This is a genomic window from Nocardia rhamnosiphila NBRC 108938 (assembly GCF_000720425.1).
In the GTDB taxonomy this organism is placed as follows: Bacteria; Actinomycetota; Actinomycetes; order Mycobacteriales; family Mycobacteriaceae; genus Nocardia; species Nocardia rhamnosiphila.
In genome coordinates this window covers 18,054-41,764 of sequence record NZ_JOAJ01000012.1, presented here as the reverse complement: position 1 = coordinate 41,764, position 23,711 = coordinate 18,054, and the positions used below count along the sequence as shown (strand labels likewise).

The 23,711-nt window shown below is 66.8% G+C and carries 26 protein-coding genes and 2 pseudogenes; 10 read left to right on the top strand and 18 right to left on the bottom strand.

Annotation, left to right across the window (positions count from 1 at the left end; genetic code table 11):
* Position 1: 1 nt before the first annotated feature.
* The 7 genes and pseudogenes from IG75_RS0132165 to IG75_RS0132135 form a co-directional block, all read right to left on the bottom strand.
* On the bottom strand, positions 2-640 hold the full coding sequence (locus IG75_RS0132165; RefSeq protein WP_081877298.1) for a 2'-5' RNA ligase family protein: 639 nt from the start codon (positions 638-640) through the stop codon (positions 2-4).
* Positions 641-705: 65 nt separating this feature from the next.
* A complete protein-coding gene (locus IG75_RS0132160; protein WP_030525181.1) occupies positions 706-1,017 on the bottom strand; it encodes an LLM class oxidoreductase in 312 nt (103 codons plus the stop codon).
* Between the two features lie 163 nt (positions 1,018-1,180).
* Entirely contained in the window at positions 1,181-1,666 is a 486-nt protein-coding gene (locus IG75_RS0132155; protein ID WP_245713401.1) for an SLOG cluster 4 domain-containing protein, read from the bottom strand.
* Between the two features lie 73 nt (positions 1,667-1,739).
* Positions 1,740-2,237, bottom strand: a complete 498-nt coding sequence (locus IG75_RS0132150; RefSeq protein WP_030525183.1) for a pyridoxamine 5'-phosphate oxidase family protein — start codon at positions 2,235-2,237, stop codon at positions 1,740-1,742.
* A gap of 362 nt (positions 2,238-2,599) precedes the next feature.
* Positions 2,600-5,527, bottom strand: a complete 2,928-nt coding sequence (locus IG75_RS37920; RefSeq protein ID WP_247904487.1) for an IPT/TIG domain-containing protein — start codon at positions 5,525-5,527, stop codon at positions 2,600-2,602.
* A gap of 109 nt (positions 5,528-5,636) precedes the next feature.
* Positions 5,637-5,726, bottom strand: a pseudogene (locus tag IG75_RS40975) (hypothetical protein); the annotation flags it as partial.
* Between the two features lie 52 nt (positions 5,727-5,778).
* Positions 5,779-6,960: pseudogene (locus tag IG75_RS0132135) on the bottom strand (IPT/TIG domain-containing protein); the annotation flags it as partial.
* 616 nt (positions 6,961-7,576) lie between these two features.
* Between IG75_RS0132135 and IG75_RS40670 the strand changes: the two are divergent.
* The gene (locus IG75_RS40670; protein ID WP_281181668.1) at positions 7,577-7,699 is read left to right on the top strand and encodes a hypothetical protein; all 123 of its coding nucleotides are present in this window, start codon (positions 7,577-7,579) and stop codon (positions 7,697-7,699) included.
* A gap of 171 nt (positions 7,700-7,870) precedes the next feature.
* Here the strand turns inward: IG75_RS40670 and IG75_RS0132120 are convergent, their stop codons facing one another.
* From IG75_RS0132120 to IG75_RS0132110, 3 genes are read right to left on the bottom strand one after another with little or no spacing between them, the layout of a single operon-like run.
* The gene (locus IG75_RS0132120; protein ID WP_030525186.1) at positions 7,871-8,710 is read right to left on the bottom strand and encodes a helix-turn-helix domain-containing protein; all 840 of its coding nucleotides are present in this window, start codon (positions 8,708-8,710) and stop codon (positions 7,871-7,873) included.
* Positions 8,707-9,225 (bottom strand): DUF6879 family protein, encoded by a 519-nt coding sequence (locus IG75_RS40785; protein ID WP_030525187.1) that lies wholly within the window; start codon positions 9,223-9,225, stop codon positions 8,707-8,709. Before IG75_RS40785 ends, IG75_RS0132120 begins: the two co-directional genes overlap by 4 nt.
* Positions 9,206-9,481 carry a hypothetical protein gene (locus IG75_RS0132110; RefSeq protein WP_245713467.1) on the bottom strand — a complete coding sequence of 92 codons (276 nt, stop codon included), beginning with the start codon at positions 9,479-9,481 and terminating at the stop codon, positions 9,206-9,208. Before IG75_RS0132110 ends, IG75_RS40785 begins: the two co-directional genes overlap by 20 nt.
* Positions 9,482-10,020: 539 nt before the next feature.
* Between IG75_RS0132110 and IG75_RS0132105 the strand changes: the two genes are divergently transcribed.
* From IG75_RS0132105 to IG75_RS0132090, 4 genes are all read left to right on the top strand, one after another.
* Positions 10,021-10,905, top strand: coding sequence for an SAM-dependent methyltransferase (locus tag IG75_RS0132105; protein ID WP_030525189.1), 885 nt, complete (start codon positions 10,021-10,023; stop codon positions 10,903-10,905).
* Positions 10,906-11,068: 163 nt separating this feature from the next.
* Entirely contained in the window at positions 11,069-12,673 is a 1,605-nt protein-coding gene (locus IG75_RS0132100; RefSeq protein ID WP_051715362.1) for an FAD-dependent monooxygenase, read from the top strand.
* Positions 12,674-12,751: 78 nt separating this feature from the next.
* On the top strand, positions 12,752-14,050 hold the full coding sequence (locus IG75_RS0132095; protein WP_030526041.1) for a cytochrome P450 family protein: 1,299 nt from the start codon (positions 12,752-12,754) through the stop codon (positions 14,048-14,050).
* A 2-nt stretch (positions 14,051-14,052) separates the two neighbouring features.
* The gene (locus IG75_RS0132090; protein ID WP_156059329.1) at positions 14,053-14,325 is read left to right on the top strand and encodes a hypothetical protein; all 273 of its coding nucleotides are present in this window, start codon (positions 14,053-14,055) and stop codon (positions 14,323-14,325) included.
* Positions 14,326-14,419: 94 nt separating this feature from the next.
* Here IG75_RS0132090 and IG75_RS0132085 read toward each other — a convergent pair whose 3' ends face one another.
* The 4 genes from IG75_RS0132085 to IG75_RS0132070 all read right to left on the bottom strand — a co-directional run bounded on the left by IG75_RS0132085 (position 14,420) and on the right by IG75_RS0132070 (position 17,056).
* Positions 14,420-15,364, bottom strand: a complete 945-nt coding sequence (locus IG75_RS0132085; RefSeq protein ID WP_030525193.1) for an NADP-dependent oxidoreductase — start codon at positions 15,362-15,364, stop codon at positions 14,420-14,422.
* Positions 15,365-15,491: 127 nt separating this feature from the next.
* Positions 15,492-16,085: a GTP cyclohydrolase I FolE gene (gene folE / locus IG75_RS0132080; protein ID WP_030525194.1), complete on the bottom strand. Its 594-nt coding sequence runs from the start codon at positions 16,083-16,085 to the stop codon at positions 15,492-15,494.
* Positions 16,086-16,087: 2 nt separating this feature from the next.
* Positions 16,088-16,507, bottom strand: a complete 420-nt coding sequence (locus IG75_RS0132075; protein ID WP_030525195.1) for a hypothetical protein — start codon at positions 16,505-16,507, stop codon at positions 16,088-16,090.
* Between the two features lie 36 nt (positions 16,508-16,543).
* The gene (locus IG75_RS0132070; RefSeq protein WP_030525196.1) at positions 16,544-17,056 is read right to left on the bottom strand and encodes a DUF2231 domain-containing protein; all 513 of its coding nucleotides are present in this window, start codon (positions 17,054-17,056) and stop codon (positions 16,544-16,546) included.
* Positions 17,057-17,189: 133 nt separating this feature from the next.
* Here IG75_RS0132070 and IG75_RS0132065 point away from each other — a divergent pair, with 133 nt between their 5' ends.
* Positions 17,190-17,888 (top strand): helix-turn-helix transcriptional regulator, encoded by a 699-nt coding sequence (locus IG75_RS0132065; RefSeq protein ID WP_030525197.1) that lies wholly within the window; start codon positions 17,190-17,192, stop codon positions 17,886-17,888.
* A gap of 408 nt (positions 17,889-18,296) precedes the next feature.
* Here the strand turns inward: IG75_RS0132065 and IG75_RS0132060 are convergent, their stop codons facing one another.
* On the bottom strand, positions 18,297-18,617 hold the full coding sequence (locus IG75_RS0132060; RefSeq protein WP_063045454.1) for a hypothetical protein: 321 nt from the start codon (positions 18,615-18,617) through the stop codon (positions 18,297-18,299).
* Positions 18,618-19,113: 496 nt separating this feature from the next.
* Here IG75_RS0132060 and IG75_RS0132055 point away from each other — a divergent pair, with 496 nt between their 5' ends.
* On the top strand, positions 19,114-19,575 hold the full coding sequence (locus IG75_RS0132055) for a hypothetical protein (RefSeq protein WP_030525199.1): 462 nt from the start codon (positions 19,114-19,116) through the stop codon (positions 19,573-19,575).
* A gap of 306 nt (positions 19,576-19,881) precedes the next feature.
* Entirely contained in the window at positions 19,882-20,397 is a 516-nt protein-coding gene (locus IG75_RS0132050; protein WP_030525200.1) for a DinB family protein, read from the top strand.
* Here the strand turns inward: IG75_RS0132050 and IG75_RS0132045 are convergent.
* A complete protein-coding gene (locus IG75_RS0132045) occupies positions 20,390-20,818 on the bottom strand; it encodes an organic hydroperoxide resistance protein (protein ID WP_030525201.1) in 429 nt (142 codons plus the stop codon). The genes IG75_RS0132050 and IG75_RS0132045 overlap by 8 nt on opposite strands.
* Before the next feature lie 149 nt (positions 20,819-20,967).
* Positions 20,968-21,549 (bottom strand): hypothetical protein, encoded by a 582-nt coding sequence (locus IG75_RS0132040; RefSeq protein WP_030525202.1) that lies wholly within the window; start codon positions 21,547-21,549, stop codon positions 20,968-20,970.
* A 161-nt stretch (positions 21,550-21,710) separates the two neighbouring features.
* Here IG75_RS0132040 and IG75_RS0132035 point away from each other — a divergent pair, with 161 nt between their 5' ends.
* Positions 21,711-22,289 (top strand): TetR/AcrR family transcriptional regulator, encoded by a 579-nt coding sequence (locus tag IG75_RS0132035; RefSeq protein ID WP_030525203.1) that lies wholly within the window; start codon positions 21,711-21,713, stop codon positions 22,287-22,289.
* Positions 22,290-22,421: 132 nt separating this feature from the next.
* Here IG75_RS0132035 and IG75_RS0132030 read toward each other — a convergent pair whose 3' ends face one another.
* Positions 22,422-23,219 (bottom strand): GTP pyrophosphokinase, encoded by a 798-nt coding sequence (locus tag IG75_RS0132030; protein ID WP_245713465.1) that lies wholly within the window; start codon positions 23,217-23,219, stop codon positions 22,422-22,424.
* 269 nt (positions 23,220-23,488) lie between these two features.
* On the opposite strand from IG75_RS0132030, the gene IG75_RS0132025 reads away from it, so the two are divergent.
* Positions 23,489-23,683 carry a hypothetical protein gene (locus tag IG75_RS0132025; RefSeq protein WP_030525205.1) on the top strand — a complete coding sequence of 65 codons (195 nt, stop codon included), beginning with the start codon at positions 23,489-23,491 and terminating at the stop codon, positions 23,681-23,683.
* Positions 23,684-23,711: the final 28 nt, after the last annotated feature.

Here is a 23,711-nt window from a genome sequence, read left to right as displayed (position 1 = left end):
TCTAGCTCATGGTGGCGGCACAATAGGCTGTTCCGACGGGCTCCCAGTTCCATTGCCTTTCCGGACCCCATTGAACGACCAGCGTGACAGCATCGATCATCGCCTCACGCCTCGGTGCATCCATCCCCAGAGCCGAAATCAACGGGCCCGCCGGTTGCTCGTCGGTACTGTACGCAACGGTGACGTGAGGAATCCACGACGAAGGGTGGCGATCAGTCGCTACTGCGGGTCCGATTACCGTCCGGGTGGCGGATCGTACTGCCTCGCGGATGGGAACCAGTGCTTTCGCGGGTTGTACGCCGAGCGAAATCGCTTCGGCATGGTAGCGCACTTTCTCGATGAATACCGGAATGGGCGGGATCTCCCGCAGCCGGGCTCGTGCGGCCGAGACCATCGCGGACATCTGTTCGCGAGTGATGGCCTCGGTCGGACCGGCCATGAGCGCAGTGATATGAAGCCACTCTGTCGGCGTCATATGCAGTCCGGGAAAAGAACTCAAAGCTCTTTGCGCCTCGGTGGCGGCGTCGCGCACCTGCGGGTATCGACTCGTCAGCAGATGCCAGGAGACGACCCCGTGGCCCGGCAGGGGTTCGGCGCGATTCGCCCATCGGTTTTCCATTTTCTGGGGAAGTGGGCTCATTCATTCCTCCGAGGGTCCGCGCGGAGCAATCGCGATAAGACCTCGTGGCCAGCGTAGCCGCAGCGTTACCGCGGGCGGGACAATTCTTCGGCCAGTTCCAGTGTTCTCGCTTTTTCGGCGTTGTCGCCGACCGGGCTGACCAGCAGGTCGGTCGCACCGGCGGCGGAGTATGCGCGGACGGCGGCGGCGACGGTTTCCTCGTCCCCGGCGACCACGGTTTCCGCGACATTGCGCTGTCCCTGGCGGTCGAGAAGCGTTCGGTAACTGGCGAAATCGGAAGCGAAGCCGAGCATTCCGGCGATCTCCTCGCGGACGGCGCCCGGTCTGTTCGTCACGCTCAGCATCACCGACGCCACGATGCGCGGGGCCTTCGCCACGGCGTCGATCCGCGGGCGGATGTGGTCGGCGATCGTCGCCGGTGTCGCATTGCCCCTCCACGGTGAATTCTGGATTCCGCTTATCGACGGTCTGCCGCTGCGGCGCCCGGGTCGACGATCATCTGACCCGCGTCCTGCTGGACGGCCTGCGCGCACCGAAGAGCTAGAAGCGCCTGCTCTGCGCCAGAGCTGTCCGCACGGCGACCTGCGGGCTGGTCGCCGTGATGGCGGCGTGGATGGGGTTGTCGTCGGCGTCGAGGATCTTCCAGCCGCCGAGCGTGATCACCGGGGTGTTTCCCCGGTGGTTGGCAAGCGCGAGTTCGGACAGTGTTCCCCAGGAACCGCCTACGACGATGACCGCGTCGGCGGATCGGACCAGGATGGCGTTACGCGCCTCTCCCATGTTCGTGTACAGGACAGCCGAAAGACCCTCGCAGATCCCGGCCGGCTCGGCATCGGGCCGGATGCCGATGACCAAACCGTTCTCGGCGGAGGCCCCTTCCGCCACCGCGGCCATGACCCCGCTTCCGCCACCGCACAGCACGGTGGCCCCGGCTCGGGCCAGCAGTCTGCCGACTTCGCGAGCGTTGGCGGCGTCGGTGCCGGTGCAATTGCTGGGCCCGCAGACGGCGACCTGGATCGGTGGCAACCTCGACTCCTGGGTAGTAGCGGTGGCCGAATGACTCGACCTTCGCAGTTTCGGTACTGCCGGGCTGATCGGTTCAGGCGCGCTGACGATCGGCCCGCTGCCGGATCAGCTCCTCGACAGCGCTGGGCAGGGTGGTCTCGAAGTCGATGAGTTTCGCCCAGGTCGGGGTGATGACGATCCGGACCATACCGTCGTAGAGCGAGCGGACCTCGGCCTCCCACTCGACGCGCTGTTCGGGGGTCATCTCGTAGCTGCCGTTCATCTGGAGGTACTCCTCCGGGATGCCGTCGACCACGTCCAGCTCCGCTCGGCCGCGGATGAGCAGGATCTTCGGCGGATGCACCTCGGTATCGATCGTCAGCGCGACCTCGGGGTTACGGCGCAGGGAAGGCAGCTTCGGGGCGTTCTTCGAGGTGCAGACGACGATCTGCGAGCCGTTCCAGGTGAATCCGATGGGGATGTTGCGGGGCGTACCGTCCTTGGCGACGTAGGCCATGCGGAGCAGGTCACGGGCCAGGAGCTCTTGGCCGACAGGGCGGTTCAGGATCGCGGTGATCTCGTTCGGTTGCATGCTGGTCGCTCCTTCGTCGGTATCGCCGATCGTGTGGCTGCTCGTCGCGCCGGGACGGAGCCGCCCGAGCATTCTCGACATCCACGGCACATGGACTTCCGGATCCGGACGGTCCACCGGCGATCGGTCCACCGGCAGAGTTATCCTGCCCCATCGCCGGCACTCGTGAACAGCTCTCCCGTCCGATGTGCGGTGGGCCGGCGAATTACGGAATCTGTGGCGGCGGCGGTGCCGATCGCGCCGTCGTACCCGAGGTCGTCATGCCGGCACCGGTCGTCCATGATCACGGCCCCCCTCTCGACCGTAACGCGATCGAGCCGTCGGCAGGCAATCGCCCGCCGACGGCCCGGCCGCACCCGCCGTCAGAGGTAGGTGTAGGAGACCCCGTTGCTGGTACCGCCCGGGGTGGTGACGGTGACCGGTATCGTTCCGACCGCGCCGGAGGGGGCGATGGCGGTGATCTGGGTGTCGGAGTCCACGACGAACGAAGTCGCCGGGGAAGCACCGAAACTCACCGCGGTCGCACCTGTCAACGCCGTCCCGGCGATGGTGACCGTGGTCCCGCCGGCCGCCGTACCCGAAGCCGGACCGACCGCGCTCAGCGTGGGCACCGCCGCGTAGGTGAAGGAGACGCCGTCGACGGTTCCTCCCGCAGTGGTGACGGTGACCAGTACCGCCCCAGCCGTCCCGGCAGGAGTGACCGCCGTGATCTGGGTGTCGGAGTCCACGACGAACGAGGCCGCCGGGGTAGCCCCGAAATTCACCGCGGTGGCTCCGGTCAGTCCCGTTCCGGTGAGCACGACCGTGGTCCCGCCGGCCACCGGACCGGCGTCCGGGGCGATGGTGGTCAGTGTCGGCACCGCGACGTAGGTGTAGGCGACCCCATTGCTGGTGCCGCCCGGAGTGGTGACGGTGACCAGTATCGTCCCGGCCGACCCGGCCGGGGCGATGGCCGTGATCTGAGTGCTGGAGTCGACACTGAACGAAGCCGCCGGGTTGCCACCGAAACTCACCGCGGTCGCACCCGTCAGATTCGTCCCGGTGAGCACGACCGTGGTGCCGCCGGTCACCGGAGCGGCGTTGGGCACCACCGTGGTCAGTGTCGGCACCGCCGCGTAGGTGTAGGCGACCCCGTTGCTGGTGCCGCCCGGAGTGGTGACGGTGACCAGTATCGTTCCGGCCGCTCCTGCGGGGGCGACGGCGGTGATCTGCGACGCCGAGTCGACCGTGAACGAGGTTGCCGGGGTGGCACCGAAATTCACCGCGGTGGCTCCGGTCAGTCCTGTTCCGGTGAGGACAACCGTGGTCCCGCCGGCCACCGGACCGGCGTTCGGGGCGATGGTGGTCAGTGTCGGCACCGCGACGTAGGTGTAGGAGACGCCGTTACTTGTTCCACCCACGGTGGTGACCGTGACCGGTACCGTCCCGGCCGTGCCTGCGGGGGCAATAGCCGTGATCTGGGTGACGGAGTCGATGGTGAACGACGTCGCCGGGGTGGCACCGAAGCTCACCGCGGTCGCACCCGTCAGATTCGTCCCGGTGAGGGTGACCGTGGTCCCGCCTGCTACCGGACCGGTGTTGGGTACCACTGTGGTCAGCGTGGGCACCGCGACGTAGGTGTAGGAGACCCCGTTGGTGGTTCCGCCTGCGGTGGTGACGGTGACCGATACTGTGCCGGCCGCTCCCGCGGGTGCGGTGGCGGTGATCTGGGTATCGGAGTCCACGACGAACGAGGTCGCCGGCGTGGCACCGAAGTCCACCGCGGTGGCACCGGTCAAGTTCGTGCCGGTGAGCACAACCGTCGTCCCGCCGGTCACCGAACCCACATTGGGCACCGCCGTGGTCAGCGTCGGCACCGCCGCATAGGTGTAGGAGACGCCGTTGCTGGTGCCACCCACGGTGGTGACCGTGACCGGTATCGTTCCGGCCGCTCCTGCGGGTGCGACGGCGGTGATCTGGGTGTCGGAGTCCACGACGAACGAGGTTGCCGGGGTAGCCCCGAAATTCACCGCGGTGGCACCGGTCAAGGCTGTTCCGGTGAGTACGACCGTGGTGCCGCCGGCCACCGGACCGGCGTTCGGGGCGACGGTGGTGAGGGTGGGTACCGCGACGTAGGTGTAGGAGACGCCGTTGCTGGTACCGCCCACGGTGGTGACGGTGACCGACACTGTGCCGGCCGCTCCTGCGGGTGCGACGGCGGTGATCTGGGTGTCGGAGTCCACGACGAACGAGGTCGCCGGGGTAGCACCGAAGTTCACCGCGGTGGCTCCGGTCAGTCCCGTTCCGGTGAGGACAACCGTGGTGCCGCCGGCCACCGGACCGGCGTTCGGGGCGACGGTGGTGAGGGTGGGTACCGCGACGTAGGTGTAGGAGACCCCGTTACTCGTTCCACCCACAGTGGTGACCGTGACCAGTATCGTTCCGGCCGCACCCGAGGGGGCGACCGCCGTGATCTGGGTGTCGGAATCCACGACGAACGAGGTCGCCGGGGTAGCACCGAAGTTCACCGCGGTGGCTCCGGTCAGCCCTGTTCCGGTGAGGACAACCGTGGTGCCGCCGGCCACCGAACCCACGTTGGGCACCGCCGTGGTGAGGGTGGGCACCGGGATGTAGGTGTACGCGACACCGTTACTTGTTCCACCGGTTGTAGTGACGGTGACCGACACTGTTCCGGCCGCTCCCGCGGGTGCGACGGCGGTGATCTGGGTGTCGGAGTCCACGACGAACGAGGTCGCCGGGGTAGCACCGAAGTTCACCGCGGTGGCTCCGGTCAGCCCTGTTCCGGTGAGCACGACCGTGGTGCCGCCGGCCACCGAACCCACGTTGGGCACCGCCGTGGTGAGGGTGGGTACCGCGACGTAGGTGTAGGAGACGCCGTTGCTGGTGCCGCCCACGGTGGTGGCGGTGACCGACACTGTTCCGGCTGCTCCTGCGGGTGCGACGGCGGTGATCTGCGTCGCCGAGTCGACCGTGAACGAGGTTGCCGGGGTAGCCCCGAAGTTCACCGCGGTGGCTCCCGTCAATCCCGTGCCGGTGAGCACGACCGTGGTGCCGCCGGTCACCGGACCGGCGTTCGGTGTGATGGTGGTCAGGGTCGGCACTACGACGTAGGTGTACGCGACGCCGTTACTTGTTCCACCCACGGTAGTGGCGGTGACCGACACTGTTCCGGCCGCTCCTGCGGGTGCGACGGCGGTGATCTGCGTCGCCGAGTCGACCGTGAACGAGGTTGCCGGGGTAGCCCCGAAATTCACCGCGGTGGCTCCGGTCAAACCTGTTCCGGTGAGCACAACGGTGGTCCCGCCGGTCACGGGGCCGGCGTTCGGTGTGATGGTGGTGCACTGTTCCGGCCGCACCTGCGGGAGCGACGGCGGTGATCTGGGTGGCGGAGTTGACGACGAACGAGGTCGCCGGTGTGCCACCGAAATTCACCGCGGTCGCGCCGGTCAGTGCTGTTCCGGTGAGTACGACCGTGGTGCCGCCGGTCACGGGACCCGCGTTCGGTGCGATGGTGGTGAGGGTGGGTACCGCGCACTGTTCCGGCCGCACCTGCGGGAGCGACGGCGGTGATCTGGGTGGCGGAGTTGACGACGAACGAGGTCGCCGGTGTGCCACCGAAATTCACCGCGGTGGCACCCGTCAGGTTCGTGCCGGTGAGCACGACCGTCGTCCCGCCGGTCACGGGACCCGCGTTCGGTGCAATGGTGGTCAGCGTGGGTACCGCGACGTAGGTGTAGGAGACCCCGTTGCTGGTTCCGCCGACTGTGGTGGCGGTGACCAGTATCGACCCGGCTGAATGGGCGGGCGTCACCGCAGTGATCTGCGTCGAGGAGTTGACCGTGAACGAAGTCGCGGGGGTACCGCCGAAACTTACCGCCGTCGTGCCCGTCAGATTCGTACCCGTCAGCACGACCGTGGTCCCGCCGGTCACCGGACCGGCATTCGGGGCGACGGTGGTGAGGGTGGGTACCGCGACGTAGGTGTAGGAGACCCCGTTGCTCGTTCCACCGGCTGTGGTGACGGTGACCGACACCGTTCCGGCCGCTCCTGCGGGGGCGACGGCGGTGATCTGTGTCGACGAGTTCACGGTGAACGACGTGGCCGGGGTACCGCCGAAACTCACCGCGGTCGCTCCCGTCAGGTTCGTGCCGGTGAGCACGACCGTCGTCCCGCCGGTCACCGGACCGGTGTTCGGGGCGATGGCGGTCAGTGTCGGTACCGCGACGTAGGTGTAGGAGACCCCGTTGCTGGTTCCGCCGGCTGTGGTGACCCTGACCAACACCGTCCCGACCGAATGGGCAGGCGCCACCGCCGTGATCTGTGTCGACGAGTTCACGGTGAACGAAGTCGCCGGGGTACCGCCGAAACTCACCGCGGTCGCTCCCGTCAGATTCGTACCCGTCAGCACGACCGTTGTCCCACCGGCCGCCGACCCCGAAGCCGGACTGATGCTGGTCAAGGCAGGAACCCCGACATAGGTGTAGGGCAGCGGATTGCTCGTGCCGTCCAGCAGTGCCTGTACGGTGACGTTCACCGTGCCGGTTCCCGGCGGGGCGATGGCCGTGATCCGGGTATTGGAGTCGATGGTGAATGTGGTTGCCGTCGTGCCGAACCGGACAGTCAACGGGCCGACACCACTGAATCCGGAGCCGGTGATGATGACAGTGTTGAAACTCGCTGCAGGGCCGGAAGACGGTGTCAGCGAGGTGATAACAGGCGCCATTTGCTTACCTTCGATTGGTGATCAATGAAACGAGCTCACCCGCAGCAGCACAGATCCAGCTGTTACTGGGGCATATATCCAGTAATCCTCCGGTACAGGCACTTCGGCAATGCATCTCCGGTCCGATTTGGTCCGGTTTGTATCCGTTTTCGGTCTGCTCGGCCCGTTGACAATCGCCGCCATCACCGGATACACGGCGGTGGCCGACAGCGCCGATACCGCGATGCGGCACTTGCCGGATCGGGCCGGTGACCACGAAGTACAGTTCTGGATGCCGAATCGAAGATCGTCGAGTTCAGCCTGACGGCCCCACCCAAGCCACATATCACGGAAAGTGGAACTGATCCGAATTACGACGTCGTTTATCGAGGAACTAATTCATCGCGTAGGGTCTATGCGTTGTGATCAAATCGGCGAAAAATGAGGTCACGCGCTTCGGCTATCGGTATGGCTTGGGGCTTGGGGGAGCGGTCGTCAGGATTCAAGAATGAAACTGGACCACACTGCCGTTTCGGCAGCGGCAGGTGAGTGGGGAGACGCCGGACGGTTTTGATCCGAAAGCCTGTAATCCATACCAGGATCGCCCCAGATAAGGCCGGTCGCGTTGCTCGGCGTGATGACGCAACCTGAGTCGCACCGTGTCGTGAACCGCGACCCCGGCAAGCTCTTCGAGGCTCATGACCGGACCTCGGTGGACTCCGAACTGACCGTGATCTGGCTGCCGCTCACCCGGCCGTAGTGCCAGAATCCTCACGCCGTTGCCGCGCCGGAGTCGTCGACCACCAGGTCAAGACCACCCGGGACCCTCCGAGGGCACCGCTCGTTGCCCCGTCCGGTGGACGATGCGCGGGCGTCCTCACCGTATGGTTGAGACCGGTTGATGTACGGGCCGCAACCGGGTCGTTGCCGCTCAGATACCCCTACGGCGTTCGAGCGCTGTCCAGATCACACCCCGGGCAGCGTCCTCGGTGACTGCTTTCCCCGCCAGCGTATTAAACGCTCTGTGGTATTGCGCAATCTCTCGCGGTTGGGAAATCGTGAGTTCTGCTGTCATCGTCTCAACCATCACCATCCGATCATCGAACATAACGAAATTCGTCGTCTGCATAGGTAGTTCTGCCGTTGCAGGGACGATGCCGAACGTGACCCGGGAGAGGCCGATGACCGCTAGAAGCCGGTCTAGTTGGCCGGCCATGACCAAGCCGTTTCCAACTGTGGTATACAGCGCTTGTTCTCCGATGAGAATCCAGAACCTACGTTCGCCCTTGTATAGAAGCTGTTGCCGTTCTAATCGTTTTGCTACACCTTTGTCCAGGTCATCTGATATCCGGTGGAAGTCGATAGACCGACGCAGCATCGCCTGTGCATATTCGGCCGTCTGGAGGATGCCGGGGATGAGCGACGGTTGAAAGATCCGCAAGCGCTTGGATTGCTCGGTGAGTTTGACCGAGACGTGTTGCCGCCGCCTTGTACCCGCCTGCAAGACTCTCCGCCACTCGACATACGCGGCTTCGATGTTCCGGGCCGTAGCGATCAGGTCGGCCGCTTGGTCCCTGGAGTCGGTCAGCGTGCACCAGAGTCGTATGTCGGCTTCCGTGGGTTTGGTTTTGCCGTATTCGATCTTCGGCACCCGTGTTTGATGCCAGCCTGCCTGGCGGGCAAGCTCGCTACCGCTCAATCCCGCTTGTAGGCGAAGCTCTCGAAGTCGCCCCCCGAGAGCTTCGCGTTGCTGTTGAACCGAACTGGTCACCGACTGACATACTCGGTGTAAGGCGTAGCCATTTCCCACAGCCGATCACGGATGCTGCGGCAGTGAGCCGCGATATCGGGGTCGTGGGTGACTGCGGCACCGGCCGGTTTGCCATCATGATCCACCAAGTTGAAACCGACCGTGTGACTGTCGAACAACCAGAAGTCATCCGGCGTAACTGTACCGGCCAAATGTCGGGGCAAGTACCGGATGTCTTCGCCGGCGTCGATATTGCTGCCGGTCACGGACAGCAACCAGCGCTGATAATCACTGTGTGGAACAGTGACCACCCGTACCCGGCCAACGGTCACACCCCGACCTGTCGTCTCCCGTACGAGGTCGGTCCACGGCCGGGATAGGAACTCGTCATCTGTGGGCGGCTCACCAGCGAGGAACCGTCGAAGCGGTTCGGATTCGCTGGGCACCGCGTACGTATCTCGGACCTCCAGGTGAAACGCCGACCGTTCGGCTTGCCGAAACAGGCTGAACCAAGGGCTATTTTGTATCAGCTCCACCGTAGTAAGCCCTCCGCTTCTTCGGTACCTCGATAGCCGTCTCGTGGTCGGCGATGGACATCTGAGCCAGTGTGCCCGGGTCGGTAACCGGGACCCCGTTGAGCCGGAAAGTGCCCCGCCCTGTATCGATCATGGTCGCTCCGATATAGGTATCCGGCTCAGCGAAACCGGGAAGCAGATGGGGTATCTCCACCACCTCCCGCTGGCCGGTTTTCCACCCCTGGACCAGGTAACTGCCCTGGTCGGTTGCGTACAACGTGGGGCAGTCTCCGTCTGCCGACCCGCCGCGACCCAAGAACCGTATCCCCATGATGTCCCCTCTCCTCCCGGTCATGCGGAACTATGCCGAACCGCACCTCGATAGTTACAGAGATTAAAGGTCTGTGCCAGTGAGTATTCGAGTCTCGGCATAATTCAGCATAGTCGTAGACGGGGGTGTTCGCTGACCCATACGGTCAGCTCCAGCCGCTGCGCAAGCGTTGAGTTCCTGGCGTCGGCGAGCAAGCCAACGACACATAAGGGGCGGTCATGGTGTTCTCGGTGAAGGTAAGTTGCTGCGAATCGCGGTGGTACTTACGCGCACAAGCGTTCGGTGGGTCCCGGTTCGTCTCGGATAAGGAGCGCATCCGAGATCTGCTCCAGCTGCGTCCATGGTCGTTGTTCCATCACTTCAGCGCCCCTGCACTTCCGACTTGTGGCCAGAGACAGCCCACATCTGAACTCGCGTGGAGACGTCACTACGAATCCAGTTCAACGCCGGATGCTCGCGATGAACTTCTGCATAGGAAAGGTTCGATGCCGACGCAATCGCTCCCCACCTCACTTGCGACTGGTGTTGGTGCCCCGGTCGGTGTCGACCCCACCCGGCCCAGCATCGCCCGCGTGTACGACTACAGCCTCGGCGGTAAGGACAACTACGCGGTCGACCGGGCGGCGTTCGATCTGGTCCTTGCGGTCGCGCCCCGCCAGCGTGAGGTGTCGCGGATGAATCGGCATTGGCTGCGTCGGGCGGTGCGGTATCTGGCCGGCTCGGCCGAGATCGATCAGTTTCTGGATATCGGTGCGGGGCTGCCCACGGTGATCAACACCCATCAGGTTGCGCAGCAGGAGAACCGGAACGCGCGGGTTGTGTACGTCGACAACGACCCCCTGTGTGTCGCGCATGGGCGGGCGCTGCTCGAGCAGAACGAGAACACCCACTATGCCTGCGGTGACCTTCTCGAGCACGGGACCTTGCTGGAGAACTCGGATGTCGCCGACTATCTGGAGCCGGACCGGCCGATCGGCCTGATCGTGTGTGGGCTGCTGCACCATATCGCCGACGGTCTCGATCCGGCAGGAGTCATGCGCGAGTACATCCAGCGGCTTCCCGCCGGCTCGTATGTGGCGGCCACCAATTTCTGGGACCCGGCCGACGAGAATCCCGAATTGCACGTACTCGCCCGGCGACTGGAGCATGCCTTCACCGGGCTGGGTCTGGGCTCGGGCTGGTACCGGACCCGGGAACAGCAGCTCGAATACTTCGGCGGGCTGGAACTCCTCACACCCGGTCTGGCCGAGCTCGAGGGCTGGTGGCCGCCGGGACCGCCGACTCGCCGGCAGTTACCCGAGGAACGATTGATCCTCGGCGGACTCGGCTACAAGCCGCTCCCGAATCCGCCTCGAATACTTCCTCGCTGAATTGATTCGCCGCACTGCGGTGATTCTCGACCCTGTTCTGCGCGTGTGCTTTTCGCGTTACGCGTGTGCTCTGTGTAGTCGTCTTCCCTGAATCACGCGTGTGTCGCTGGGGGACACACGCGATACCCGTCTTCGTCTCGATCTGTTCGGAGTGTGATCAGCCATGTCCTTTTCGCGTTCTGCGCGGGATTCCATCCTCATCGTCGGTGCCGGTCCGACCGGGCTCACGCTCGGGATCGAGCTGTTGCGCCGGGGTGTGGAGTGCCGCGTGATCGACAGACTCACCGGCCCCGTACTGACCTCGCGGTCGTTCACGGTGCACACCCGCACCCTCGAGCTGCTGGAGCTGGCCGGGGTGGTCGACGAATTCCAGAACAGGGGGCTGCGGGGTGAGTGGATGGACTACAGGTTCCAGGGGTTCGACGAGAAGGTGCGGCTGGACTTCACCGCGCTCGACAGCCGATACCCGTACTTCCGGACGATCAGCCAGCGGGATACCGAGGAGATTCTGCGCCGGCACTTCACCGCGCTCGGCGGGACCGTCGACTGGCATACCGAGCTGGTTGCGGTGACCGCCGACCCGGGTGGTGCGGTCACCGCCACCCTGCGGGACACGAACAGTGGGGACACCGAAACCGTCCGCCCCGGGTGGCTGATCGGGTGCGACGGCGTGCACAGCACCGTGGCCAAGTCTCTGGGGGCGGAAGTGAGCCGATCGGAGTACGCGGCTACGGCGATGCGGATGATGGACGTGGGTTTGCGGTTGCGCGGTCGCCCGATCGAGGTCGGTGGTATCGAGTACCGCATCACGCGGGATCACATGTTGTTGACGACCGCGCTGCCCGGGGGTGTGTGGCGCGTGTTGATCAGCGAGCCCGGCGATGCCCGTACTGTCGATGCCTCCGCCGAAGCGTTCCAGCAAGTGCTCGACGAGCATTTCCACGGCACGGTCGGGATGCAGACTCCGCAGTGGACGACGGTGTTCCGGACGCGGCGGCGCCTCACCTCGCGGTATCGCAACGGCCGGATTTTCGTGTGTGGCGATGCCGGGCACGAACGGTCCCCGGCGGGCGGGCAGGGCAAGAACACCTCGATGCAGGACGCGTTCAACCTCGGGTGGAAGCTGGCCGCGGTGGCCACCGGCCACGCCCCGGAAGCACTGTTGGACAGCTACGAGGCGGAGCGGCGCCCGATCGCCGAACAGGTGATCGAGGGCACCCATGAGCTGCATTCGGTACTGATGAATCACGGTATCCCGGTCGCCGAGCGGCTGGCGATCGCCCGTGCGCCCGGGTTCACCGAACGGGCGGTGGGCCGGATCTCCGGCATGGCGTTCGGATACCGGCACGCCGTGGAAGTGGGCTCGCCGGCGCAGGGGGTGCTGGACGGGCCGGCGGCCGGTGATCGCGCGCCCGACACCGAGATCACCCCGCGGCTGCGACTGTACGAACGACTGCGCCACGGCGGGCACACCCTGCTGGTGACCCACCGCGCCCCATGCCGCGTCGCGCACACCTCGGCACTGCTCGCCCGGGTTCACCAGCAGTTCGGCGACCGGGTCGAACCGCTTGTCGTCACCCCGCCCGGACACCACGGGACCGCTCCGGTCGGTGCCGTCACGGCGGACAGTCGTCGCATCCACGACCTCTACGGGGTGACCGAAGGCGACGCGGTGTGCGTGATCCGGCCCGACGGCTACCTCGGCGGCCGCTACCACCTCACCGGACAGCACGCGCTGTTCGCGACACTGCGTGAAGCACTGACCTGACCGGCGGGCTCGCCGGCTCCCTCATCGCCTGTGGGCGGAATTCTCCGCTTTTCTCCTTCTTCTGCACGGAAATGGACCATGTCTACGCCACCATCCATCTCTTATCCCGGTGCCGGGCCCCGTGGCCGCGGCCGGTGCCCGGTCGCGCACACCGAACCGGAGGCCGCCGGCGGGCCGCGGGTGCCCCTGTACACCCCGGAGTTCGCTGCCGACCCGCACCGTGCCTATCGCGAGATGCGCGCCGCATACGGTGATCTGGCGCCGATCGAACTCGCGCCCGGAGTACCGGCCACGCTGGTGCTCGGCTACGAGACCGCGGTACGAATCCTGCACGATATCGAGCATTTCCCGACCGACCCGCGGCTCTGGCAGCAGACGGTACCCGCGGACTCGCCGGTATTGCCGATGATGCGCTGGTATCCGGCGGCCCGCTACAGCAGCGGGGCCGAGCATCAGCGTTATCGGCAGGCGTCGAAGGCCGCTATCGACGCCGTCGACGGCCACGCCATGCACTCGATCGTCGAACAACTCGCGGTCCCACTGATCAACGGCTTCTGCGGCACCGGGTCGGCCGATCTGGTCGCCGACTACGCCCGCCCGCTGGTGGTCGCCGTCCTCAACCGGATCATGGGTTGCCCGGCCGATATCGGGGCGCGGGTAACCGTGGGGATGGCGGCGCGTTTCGACACCGTCGGCGCCGCCGACGGGACCGTGCGGTTGCGGAGGGCGCTGGCGGAACTGACCGAACTGAAACATGATCGTCTGGGCGACGACGCCACCTCCCGCCTGCTGGCCCACCCGCATGCGCTCGACGACGTCGAAGTCCTCGCTCAGCTCATGAGCTTCTACGGTGCCGGCGGCGAAGCGCAACCCAATCTGATCACCAACGCGTTGCTGCTGATGATGACCGACGAGCGCTTCGGCGGGGGACTGATCGGTGGGAGCCTGGCGACGCGGGACGCGCTGGACGAGGTGTTGTTCCACGACCCGCCGATGGCGAACTTCTGCACCACCTACCCCCGCACCCCCGTCCTCATCGGCGACACCTGGTTGCCCGCCCACCAACCCGTGCTGATCAGCCTCGCCGCCGCCAACACCGGCCCGGCGATCGCCGACCGTGACCACACCGGCAATCGTTCCCACCTGGCCTGGAGCACGGGCCCGCACGCGTGCCCGGCCCGCACCATCGCCTACCTGATCGTGCAGGACGCGATCGATCAGCTGCTGGACGCGATCCCGGATATGACCCTGGCCGTCCCGGCCGGGGAGCTGGTGTGGCGGCCGGGACCGTTCCACCGGGCCCTGGCCGCGCTACCGGTCACCTTCCGTCCCGGCCCTCCGATCAACCTGCCGTCGTGCGACGCCACCGCGGGATGATCGTGAGTTCGCTTGCCGTGCACCGGCTCATCGCCCTCTACGAGACGCGCCCGCCCCGCGGCGAGCGGCCGGCCGAGGTGGCCGGGCGCCTCTCGGCGACCGAGCCGACACCCATCTCGGCACCCGGCGGCGACTGCGCCCGCGATGCGGGGTTCGATTCCCTGGACGAGGCATTACGGGAACGCGCGGCACACCGCGACCACGCACCGCTCTGCCACCGGTATCTGGGGGCGATCGCCTATCTCGGCGGTCTGCACGATGACAGCTACGAATAGCCCGCATGCTCATCGTCGAGCAAGGAGCCGGGGCGGCGACTCGAGCGATCTCCGTGCGGGCCTGACCTGCTGCGGCGCCCGGGTCACCGGCCGGTCAGGAGAAGTCCAGGACCACCCGGCCGCGGAGTCCGCCGCGTTCGAGCATGCGGTGGGCTTCGGCCGCTTCGGCGGCGGGGAGCACGTCGGCGACGTGCAGGGTGAGCGTGCCGTCTTCGGCGTAGCGGCGCAGGGTGTCCAGGCGTCCGGTGTCGGTGATGCCGTCGGTGACCATGACCGGGCATACCCGGATTCCGCGTTCGGCCGGCCCGGACCAGCCCCGCAACTCGGCCAGTGTGCCGCCGTCGGCGAGGGCGGGCAGGGTTTGGGTGGTCTGCATCGAACCGTCCACGAGGCCGGGAACGCCCTGCGGCGCCAGCACGCGTATCCGGTCGGCGATATCGGCGCCGCGCGCGACGACATGGTCGGCGCCGAAGCCGCGGACCCGGTCGATGTCGTGTGGGGCGGCATCCGCGATGACGGTCAGCCCATCGGCCTTCGCGAGCTGCACCGCGTATCCGCCGACAGCGCCGGCCGGCCCGGTCACGGCGATGGTGGCGCCGGCGGGTACGGCCAGCGCGTCCAATGCGAGGCGGGCGGTCATGGCGTTCATCAGCAGGGTGGAGGCGGCGGGGAAGTCGGCGCCCTCGGGAGCGGGCACCACCGAGGCGGCCGGCACCACGACATGTTCGGCATAGGCTCCGCCATGCGGACCGGTGAACAGCACTATGGCGATCACCCGCCGGCCCACGCGGAGCCGGTCGCCGGTCCCCGGGCCGAGTTGATCGATCACGCCGGCGGCGTCCATACCGGGCACGAAGGGCGGCCGCCGATCCGGCATCCGGACGGCGTGGCCGCCCGTGCGCAACAGGACATCGGTCGGATTCACCGCGGCGGCGTGCACACGGATGCGGACCTCGCCCGGGCCGGCCTGGGGGGCGGGTAATTCCAGCACCCGCAGGACGTCGGGACCGCCGAATTCGTGGAAACCGATAGCCTTCATACCCCGGCGCAACCCGTTGCGGCGCTGCGACATTCCCCCGCCGGGGAGGGGTCGAGGCCCGGTGCCGGTACCGACCTCCGGTCCGACGGCACCGGCGGTCGGCGACCCGGCGGCCGCATATGGCGCGTTACGGACCGATTCCGGTGAGGGAGAAGAACTCCTGACGGGATCGGGCGTCTTCGCGCAGGGTGCCGAGCAACGTGGAGGTGACGGTGGTGGTGCCGACGGCTTGCACGCCGCGCAGGGTCATGCAGGTGTGTTCGGCCTCGATGACCACGCCGACGCCCTTGGGCTGCAGCTGCCGGTCGAGCCAGTCGGCGACCTGTTTGGTCAGCCGTTCCTGAACCTGCGGCCGGCGGGAGAAGTGTTCGACGATCCGCGCCAGCTTCGACAGTCCGAGAATGCGGTCGCCGGGCAGGTAGCCGACGTGTGCGACGCCCACGAACGGCAGCAGGTGATGTTCACATACCGACCGCAGCGGGATCCGGCGGGCCAGCACCAGTTCGTCGTAGCCCTCCTCGTTCGGGAAGGTGGTCAGATCGAATGCGCGCGGGGTGAACAACTCGGCATAGGCCCGGGCCATCCGCCCCGGCGTGGCCTGGAGGTGTTCGCTGTCCAGGCGCACGCCGAGGGCGGTGAGAAAAGTGCGGGCGGCGTCCTCGGCGGCGGTCAGATCGACCGCGCCGGTGTCGTGGACGACGCGTAGGGCGGGCTGGGACATGATCAGCTTCCTCCGACACCGAGCGCGGTGAGCAGCACCAGGACGAGGGTGGCGACCGCGAACACACCGTGACCGCCGACGATCGCCACGGGGAAGTGCCGTTCGGGCGGTGTCTTGCCCACCAGTCCGGTGGTACGCGCGCGGTAGACGGGCAGCCAGCGTGCCAGCATCACGAATCCGAGTAGCGCGACGGGAACCAGCAGCCCGAAGGCGACCCAGGCCAGCGCGTCGTTGTCGACGGCGAGATAGACGATCCACACCACCAGCCCGGCCACGGCGAGCAGGAAGTGCCCGAACACCACCGGAACGGGAAGATGGCTGGAATTCGAATCACGTACACCGCCTTTGGCGATCCACGTGCCCAACAGGACGAAGCCGCCGACTGCGGTCAGCAGCCAGAGGATCAGAGCTGCGATGCCCATGATGACTCCTGAGGACGAGAAGGGACAGGGGAGAGGTCAGCGCCGGAAACCGGTGGCCTGGGTGTGCTCGTCGGCGACTCGCACGCCGTAGTGGTAGGCGAGTTTGCCGCCCAGATATCCCGACACCGCCAGCACCGCGACGGCGGCGATCGACAGGGCCATCGGGCCACCCGGGACGGCGACGTCGGTATCGGTGCCGGCGGCGCGCCACCAGAAATCGAGTGCGAACGCCACGGTGACCGCCAGATTCAGGCTCATATGCACCAGCCCGGTCCGGAAGGCGGGGGTGCCGGTGGGGATGGCGAACAGGTCCAGGAACCCGACCGTCGCCGCGGCGAGCGCGCCCAGCACCCCGATCGCGATCAGCCATTGGGCGCCCCGCGCCAGGAATCCGGGGTCGTCGACCAGGTGCGAGCCGATATCGAACACGACGCTGGCCAGCCATGACCCGATCGGCACGGTGACCAGGATCGGATGGAACGGGTGTCCGTACGGCCCGGCCAGCACGGCGCTGACCGGGCGTTTGGCCTGCTGCCAGTCATCGATCATGACAACCTCCGCGCCATCCGGGAAGTAATTACACCAATAGATTTTGGTTCAATTGGGGAGAGGGGTCAAGTCCCACCTCTCCGCTCGCCGTCCGGCAGGTTCCGCACAATCCGATCGGCGTTATTGTGGACCTGTGACCAGTGAAGCCGATATCGGCGCCGTTGCCGCACTGGACGACGATCTACGCCGGAACATGTACTGGTTCATCCGGCGCGCCGGACGTCCCGTGACCCGTGACGAAGCCGCCGAACATGTCGGGATATCCCGCAAACTCGCCGCGTTCCACCTCGACAAACTCGTCGACACCGGGCTACTACGAGCCCACTACGAACACGTCGGCGGGATCCGGCGCGTCGGACGGGCGCCGAAGGTGTACGAACCCGCCGATATCGAGGTACGTGTCAGCATTCCCGAACGCCGCCACGAGATCCTCGCCGAAATTTTGATGCAGGCCGTCCTCACCGAGGCTACCGGGGAGTCCGCGCGCGATGCCACCCTGCGCGTCGCCGGAGACCGGGGCACCGCCACCGGCCGCGAAATCCGGGAACGGTTACGGCCGGGCCGGCTCGGCGCCGAACGCGCCATCACCCTCGTGGCCGCCACGCTCGGCGAACAGGGTTTCGAACCTGCCCGAACCGCCCCGGCCTGCCTCCGGCTGCGCAATTGTCCCTTCCACCCGCTGGCGGCTCGAGCGCCGGACCTGGTGTGCTCGCTCAACCACGCCTACCTCACCGGGCTGCTTCACGGTCTGGAAGCGGACGCCGTCCACGCCGACCTCGCCCCCGCCGCCGGTGAATGCTGCGTCGAAATCCACGCCGACCCCTACTCCTGATCGGCCGCGGTTACTTCCTGCGCGAATATTCCGCACGGTGGTGCCGGTTGGTCCGGCCATCGCTGGTCGGACGCGAATCGAGGCCCGGATCCGCAACCACCGGACCGGTCGCGCGGGCCGGTGACATGCCGGGTAGCCCGCATCACATCCTCGGCGGAATAGAACCGGCACCGGTCCCGTTGGAACACCTGTCGGCGTCCGGACAGCCCCGGGCCTCACCCCTTTTGTCGCTACGAGCGACCACTCGCCGAGAGGCGCTTGTGGGACGTCGACACCCCCGACCGAACGCCGCCGGACTTCGTGCCCGGCGGCGTTTCGTGTGTTACCGGCCCGGCCCGATCCCGGCGTCGGGGGAGTGCTGCTGCCGCATCCGGCCGAGTCGGTGCCGTGCAGTCGGCCGCGTCTGTATCAGTAGGCGCTCGGTGCGCAGGGGTTCGGCAGCGCCGACAAGGTGGCGAGGTCGCAGACGCCGCCGGTCAGCATCTGGAAAGGCGTGAGGGCCAGGAGCGCGATGATCCCGATGATGTCGCCGCGCTGGACGGTTTCGACCGCCGACTGCGCGGCCGCCGACCCCGAATCCAGCATCGCCGAGCCGGTCCCGGCTTCGGCGGCGGCCACCGGTGCGGGGATCGGGGCAACCGGGGGAGCGGCCGTCGCGCCGGCCGCGGTGCCGATCAGGCCGGCCGCCGCAATCGAGGTGGCGGTCAGGCGGAGGGACGTGCGCATCATCGGATTTCCTTCTGGGGTCGGCGAACGGGTGTGGGGCGGGTCCGGGTCACGGGTACGGAACAAGGTCGTCGTCCGGTGGTTTCGACGTCTCGCGCCTGTCGAGTCGGTCCATCGTCCCCAGCTCCTCATCGAGTCGAAACGGCTCCGCCTGGTATCCGCCGACCAGGCGAGAATGCTCAATAACTTATCAGGCTATGCGGTGCGGGTCGCAAGAATTTACTGTTACGCAGCAATCCATCGATCGGTAGCGTATTGAGTGGAAATTGTTTGGCGGAGAGCGAAATCGTCCGGAAAGTATGTGTGTTGTGCAAGCGTGGAACGGGTGCCCCAGAACTTGCATGTGAGAGAACTGTCATGAACATTGAGGGGGACGCGTGCCGCCGAACCTCGCCCGGGTGCGAATGTCCGTGATGCGGCGGGACCCGGCCTCGACCGGACCCGACTCGCCCGCGCGGGGCGGGACGGGATTCCGTCGGTATGTCGATAGCCTGTCGGCATGGCAGTGACCGAGACCGGTGACGAGGACGTTCCCGCGCAACGCCATCGCCGACCGGCGGGTGTCGGCGACACGACGGTCGAGGCGGTGGGGAAGTTGTCCGAAGCCTTCGAGATCGCCGAGCGCGCCCGGGGGCATCTGTACGCGTTCCACCAACTGACCGGCCGCGCCGACTTCGCCGTGGGCTGGGCGGTGACATTGTTGCGGGAGGCGGGTCACGACCATCTCGCCGATCGCATCACGGCCGACCTGATCGGCCGCAATGTCTTGGAGGGCAGGTGGACCTTCCAGGTCGTCGAGGAGTACGACGACGGGTACTACAGCGTGTTCCGCGACATCGAACGCGAAGTCCGGGACGAATTGCTCCAGGGCAGGCGTCACGTCTACGAAGCGGAGATGAAGGAAGCACGTCGTACCCACGGCCGACCCGGCCACGCGGCGCGGCCGCAGGCGAATTCCTGAACCGGCTCCGGCTGCGGCTGCGGTATTCGGTGCGAGCGCAGGCGATCCTCGGTGCCGGCGACCGAGGGAGTCCGGCGGCCGGTCGGTGAAGTCCGTAGCCAACCACCGCGGCCGGTGGTAGATTCGGCACCGGCTCGTTGCGCCCCTTCTGATGTGGGCCGAATATTTCTACGGCCGAATCCAGGATTCACGATCGCGAGATTCGCGGTCACCCGGCGCCCGTTTCTTCCGGCGAGCCGATTCCGAACCACCACAAGCACTTCGGTCTGTTCGGCGCGCGCCGGACCGGCCGTGGAAGGATCCCCGATGACTGCTCCGACCCGCACCACCGGCACCGAACGCGAACTGCTCGAGACCATGCTCGACCAGGCGCGCGCCGATCTCGTCGACACGGTGCGCGGACTGTCCGAAACCGATGCCAGATGCCGGCTCGTACCGTCGCTGACCACCCCGATCACCCTGATCAAACACGCCGCGTACGCCGAACGAATGTGGTTCCAGCGCACGCTCGGACGGCTCGCCGACGCCGACTGCGATGGTCCGCTGTGGGCACACGGCGGGTTCCACGTGGGCGATGCGGAGACCGTGGCCGAGGTGATCGCGGAATTCGAACGCGCGAGTGCTCGGGCCAGGTCCGTCGCGGCGGATATTCCTCTGGACGAGACCCGCGAGCACCCGCGCGTGGGAGTTGTCAGCCTTCGCTGGATCTACCTGGCCATGACCGCCGAGTTCGCCCGGCATGCCGGCCACGGTGACATCCTGCGCGAGCAGATCCGGGCCGGGGCCGGTATTTCCGCGGATTCACCGGCACAGTTCAGCTGACGGTGACGTCGACGGTGACCGGGATGTTGCCCCGGGTGGCGTTGGAGTAGGGGCACACCGCGTGCGCGGCCGCGACCAGCGTGTCGGCGCCAGCCTGTTCGATGCCGCCCAATTCCACGTGGAGTGCGGCGGAGAGGCTGAAACCGCCCTGCTCGGTGCGGTGCACGCCGATCTCGGCGACGACCGCCGAATCGGTGAAACCGATCTTCTGTCCGGCGGCGACGGCCTTCAATGCGGAGTGGAAGCAGGAGGCCCAGCCGGCGGCGAAGAGCTGCTCGGGGTTCGTCGCGCCACCCGGCCCGCCCATTTCCCGCGGGATGGCGAGGGTGATGTCGATCAGCCCGTCGTTGCTGGCGGCGCGTCCTCCGGCGCGGCCGTCTCCGGTCGAGGTGGCGATGGCGGTGTAGACGGATTCGGACATGATGTTCTCCTTCTGTGGTGAGGGTGCTACTGCGTGTGGGCAGGCGGTGATTCAGCGGTCACGGCCGGATCCGGCCGGTGGTCGGACGGTGGGGCCGTGTGCGGGGAGCAGCCCGGCGGGGCCTCGGGGAGGGGGTGCCGGCGGCCGGCTCATCGCGCCGGTGCGCCGCGGCGGTGCAGACGGACCGCCGAGATCAGGAAGAAGATGCCGCCCAGCGTGGCGTATCCGGCGAGGGGGGTGAGGGACGCATTCGGTGCGCCGGCGCCCGCGACGAAGCTCGCGCCGGCGAGGGTGGAGATTCCGCCGCTCAGGATCATCGCCCACTGGCCGCCGAGCCGGTACCGCAAGATCGCGACGATCAACTGCACGATGCCCGCGGTGATCGCCCAGACACCCCACACCCGCAGGACATCGGGAATGCCCGAGGTGACGGCCGCGGCCAGTGCGACGGCGGTGAGCAGGCTCAGGGCCATGTTGAGGTACAGCGGTGCCTTCGGGCGTGCGGCGCCCGAGGTGCGGAAGTCGATCACGGCCGCGGCCACGTCGAACAGTGGGTAGAGCACCAGCAGGGCGATGCCGACCGGGGTGAGCGTCGCGGCGGCCCCCAGCATCAGGACTGCCCAGACGACGGCGAATCCGAAGCGGGCGTAGTACAGGTTCCGCAGGCCCTCGGTGCTGCCGGCGGTCTCGGCGAGAGTGCCGGGCGCGCCGGTCTCGATTGAACTGGACATCAGATTCTCTTTCGATGGTCGAGGCGGTCGAGGTGCGACTGCGTCAGGAAGAAAGAACGATCGGTATACCTGGAGTCTGACGGGCGCCGGTCCGTCTTGTCAATACCGATCGTTCTTTCTGCTAGCCTCGGGTGAAAGTGCGAGAGAGGGGAAGAAGTCTGATGTCGGAAGCGCGCGCGCGACTGCTCGATACGGCGAGCGGACTGTTCTACTCCGAAGGGCTTCATTCGGTCGGCGTCGAACGCATCATTGCCGCCGCCCAGGTGACGCGGGCGACCATGTATCGGCATTTTCCCGGCAAGGACGACCTCGTCGTCGCCTACCTGAGGCAGGCCGACGAAGCGATCCGCGCGCGGGTCGACGCCGCACGCCGCGAGAGCCCGTCACCCGTCGACGTCGTCCGAGCCGTCGGGCGGGCCATCGCCGACAGTATCCGAGGGCCCGGGTTCCGCGGATGTGCGTTTCTCAATGCGGCGGCCGAATACCCCGACCCCGGCCATCCGGTCCACAAAACCGTTCTCGCGCACCGGCAATGGTTCCTGGACACCGTCACCGAGATCCTCGCCGAGGTCGGCGATATCGATCCGGCACCGGCAGCCCGGCACTTCGTGATGCTGCGCGACGGCGCGATGGCCGCCGGATGCCTGACCGACCCGGACCCGATCTGCGAGACGTTCCTGCTCGGCATCGAAGGACTTCTGGATTCCCGCGCACGCGCTCGCCGGGAACCGGTGACATAGTTCTCGCCATGCATATCCGGTCAGCGCGGCCCTCGACGTAGGGTTGCTTCAGGCGACCGGCAGGAGCTCGAGGTGAGCGACGAACGCCTGCCGGTGCCCGGGCCTGTCGGCGGCCCACTGCGGTCGGCCGGCCTACAGCTCGGGTGAGCGGAGGGTCGGTGCGGGCCGGACGCCGGACGAGGAGTCCGTCACGAGGCTGTTGTACAGGTGCCGGAGGTCCAGGGTGTCGGCCGGGCCGGTCCGGGTGGGTTCGGTGCGGTCGATCTGGCGGTGCAGGGCTTCCATCTTCTCGTCCAGCTGGGTGGCGACTTCGGCGGCCTGGGCGAGGTCGCTGCGGAGGTTCGGCGGGACCTCGCCGCGGTACTTGTAGTAGATCTTGTGTTCGAGGCTGGCCCAGAAATCCATCGCGATCGTGCGGATCTGGATTTCGACCGGGATGTGTTCGGTGCCGTGGGAGCGGAAGACCGGGATCGAAACGATCAGGTGCAGGCTCTGATAGCCGTTCGGTTTGCGGTGGGTGATGTAGTCGCGTTCCTCCAGGACCGTGATGTCCTCCTGGCCGGCGAGCATATCTCTGATCACGGTGATATCGGAGATGAAGCTGCACACGACGCGGACTCCGGCGATATCGAGGATGTTGTCGCGGATGGCGGCCAGGGTCATCGGGTATTTCTTGCGCTGGACCTTTTCCATGACGCTTTCGGGGGATTTGAGTCGCGATCCCACGTGTTCGATGGGGTTGTACTCGTGGGTGCTGTTGAAATCCTCGCGCAGAATATTGATCTTGGTGGTGATCTCGTCGATCGCGAATTTGTAGCCGAGCATGAAGTCGAGGAACTGTTCGCGGAGCGCGCGCACGTCGTCGACGGTGATCGAGCTCGCACCGGGGGAGTCGGTGTCGGCGGACGGGCTCGGCTGCCAAGGTCTCATTGGCTCCATTGTGCCGTTGCCTGCGATTTTGCCGCCACGCCGGGTGAGGCACACCACGATCGTCCGGGCATTCGATCGGTGCGGCCGATACTGCGGCGGCGGGGTCCATGGGAGCGCTCGCCGGTGATCGTGGTGGCCACGTGGTCGCGCGTGGGACGTATCCCGAGGATATTTCGAGCCGATCTCGGCGGGGCGGTCGAAAAACGAAGTGTTTTCACGGGACCGCCGGTAACGGTTTCATAAATCGGACGGTGGGGAAGCCTGTAGATATGACTGCGATTCGGAACCAGCCTGCCCGGGTCGTCGGTGTCGAACGGGGAACGGCGGTCCTGGCCGCGTTCACATGCCTGGTGTTCTCCATCGGAATCACCGTCCTCGCCGGCTCGGCGCTGATCGGTGTCGCCGTGACCGCGGCACTGGCCGCGGGAATCTGGCTGACCTCGAAAATCCTTCCCACCAACTGATGTCCCGCGGCCGGCCCAGCCGGGAGCC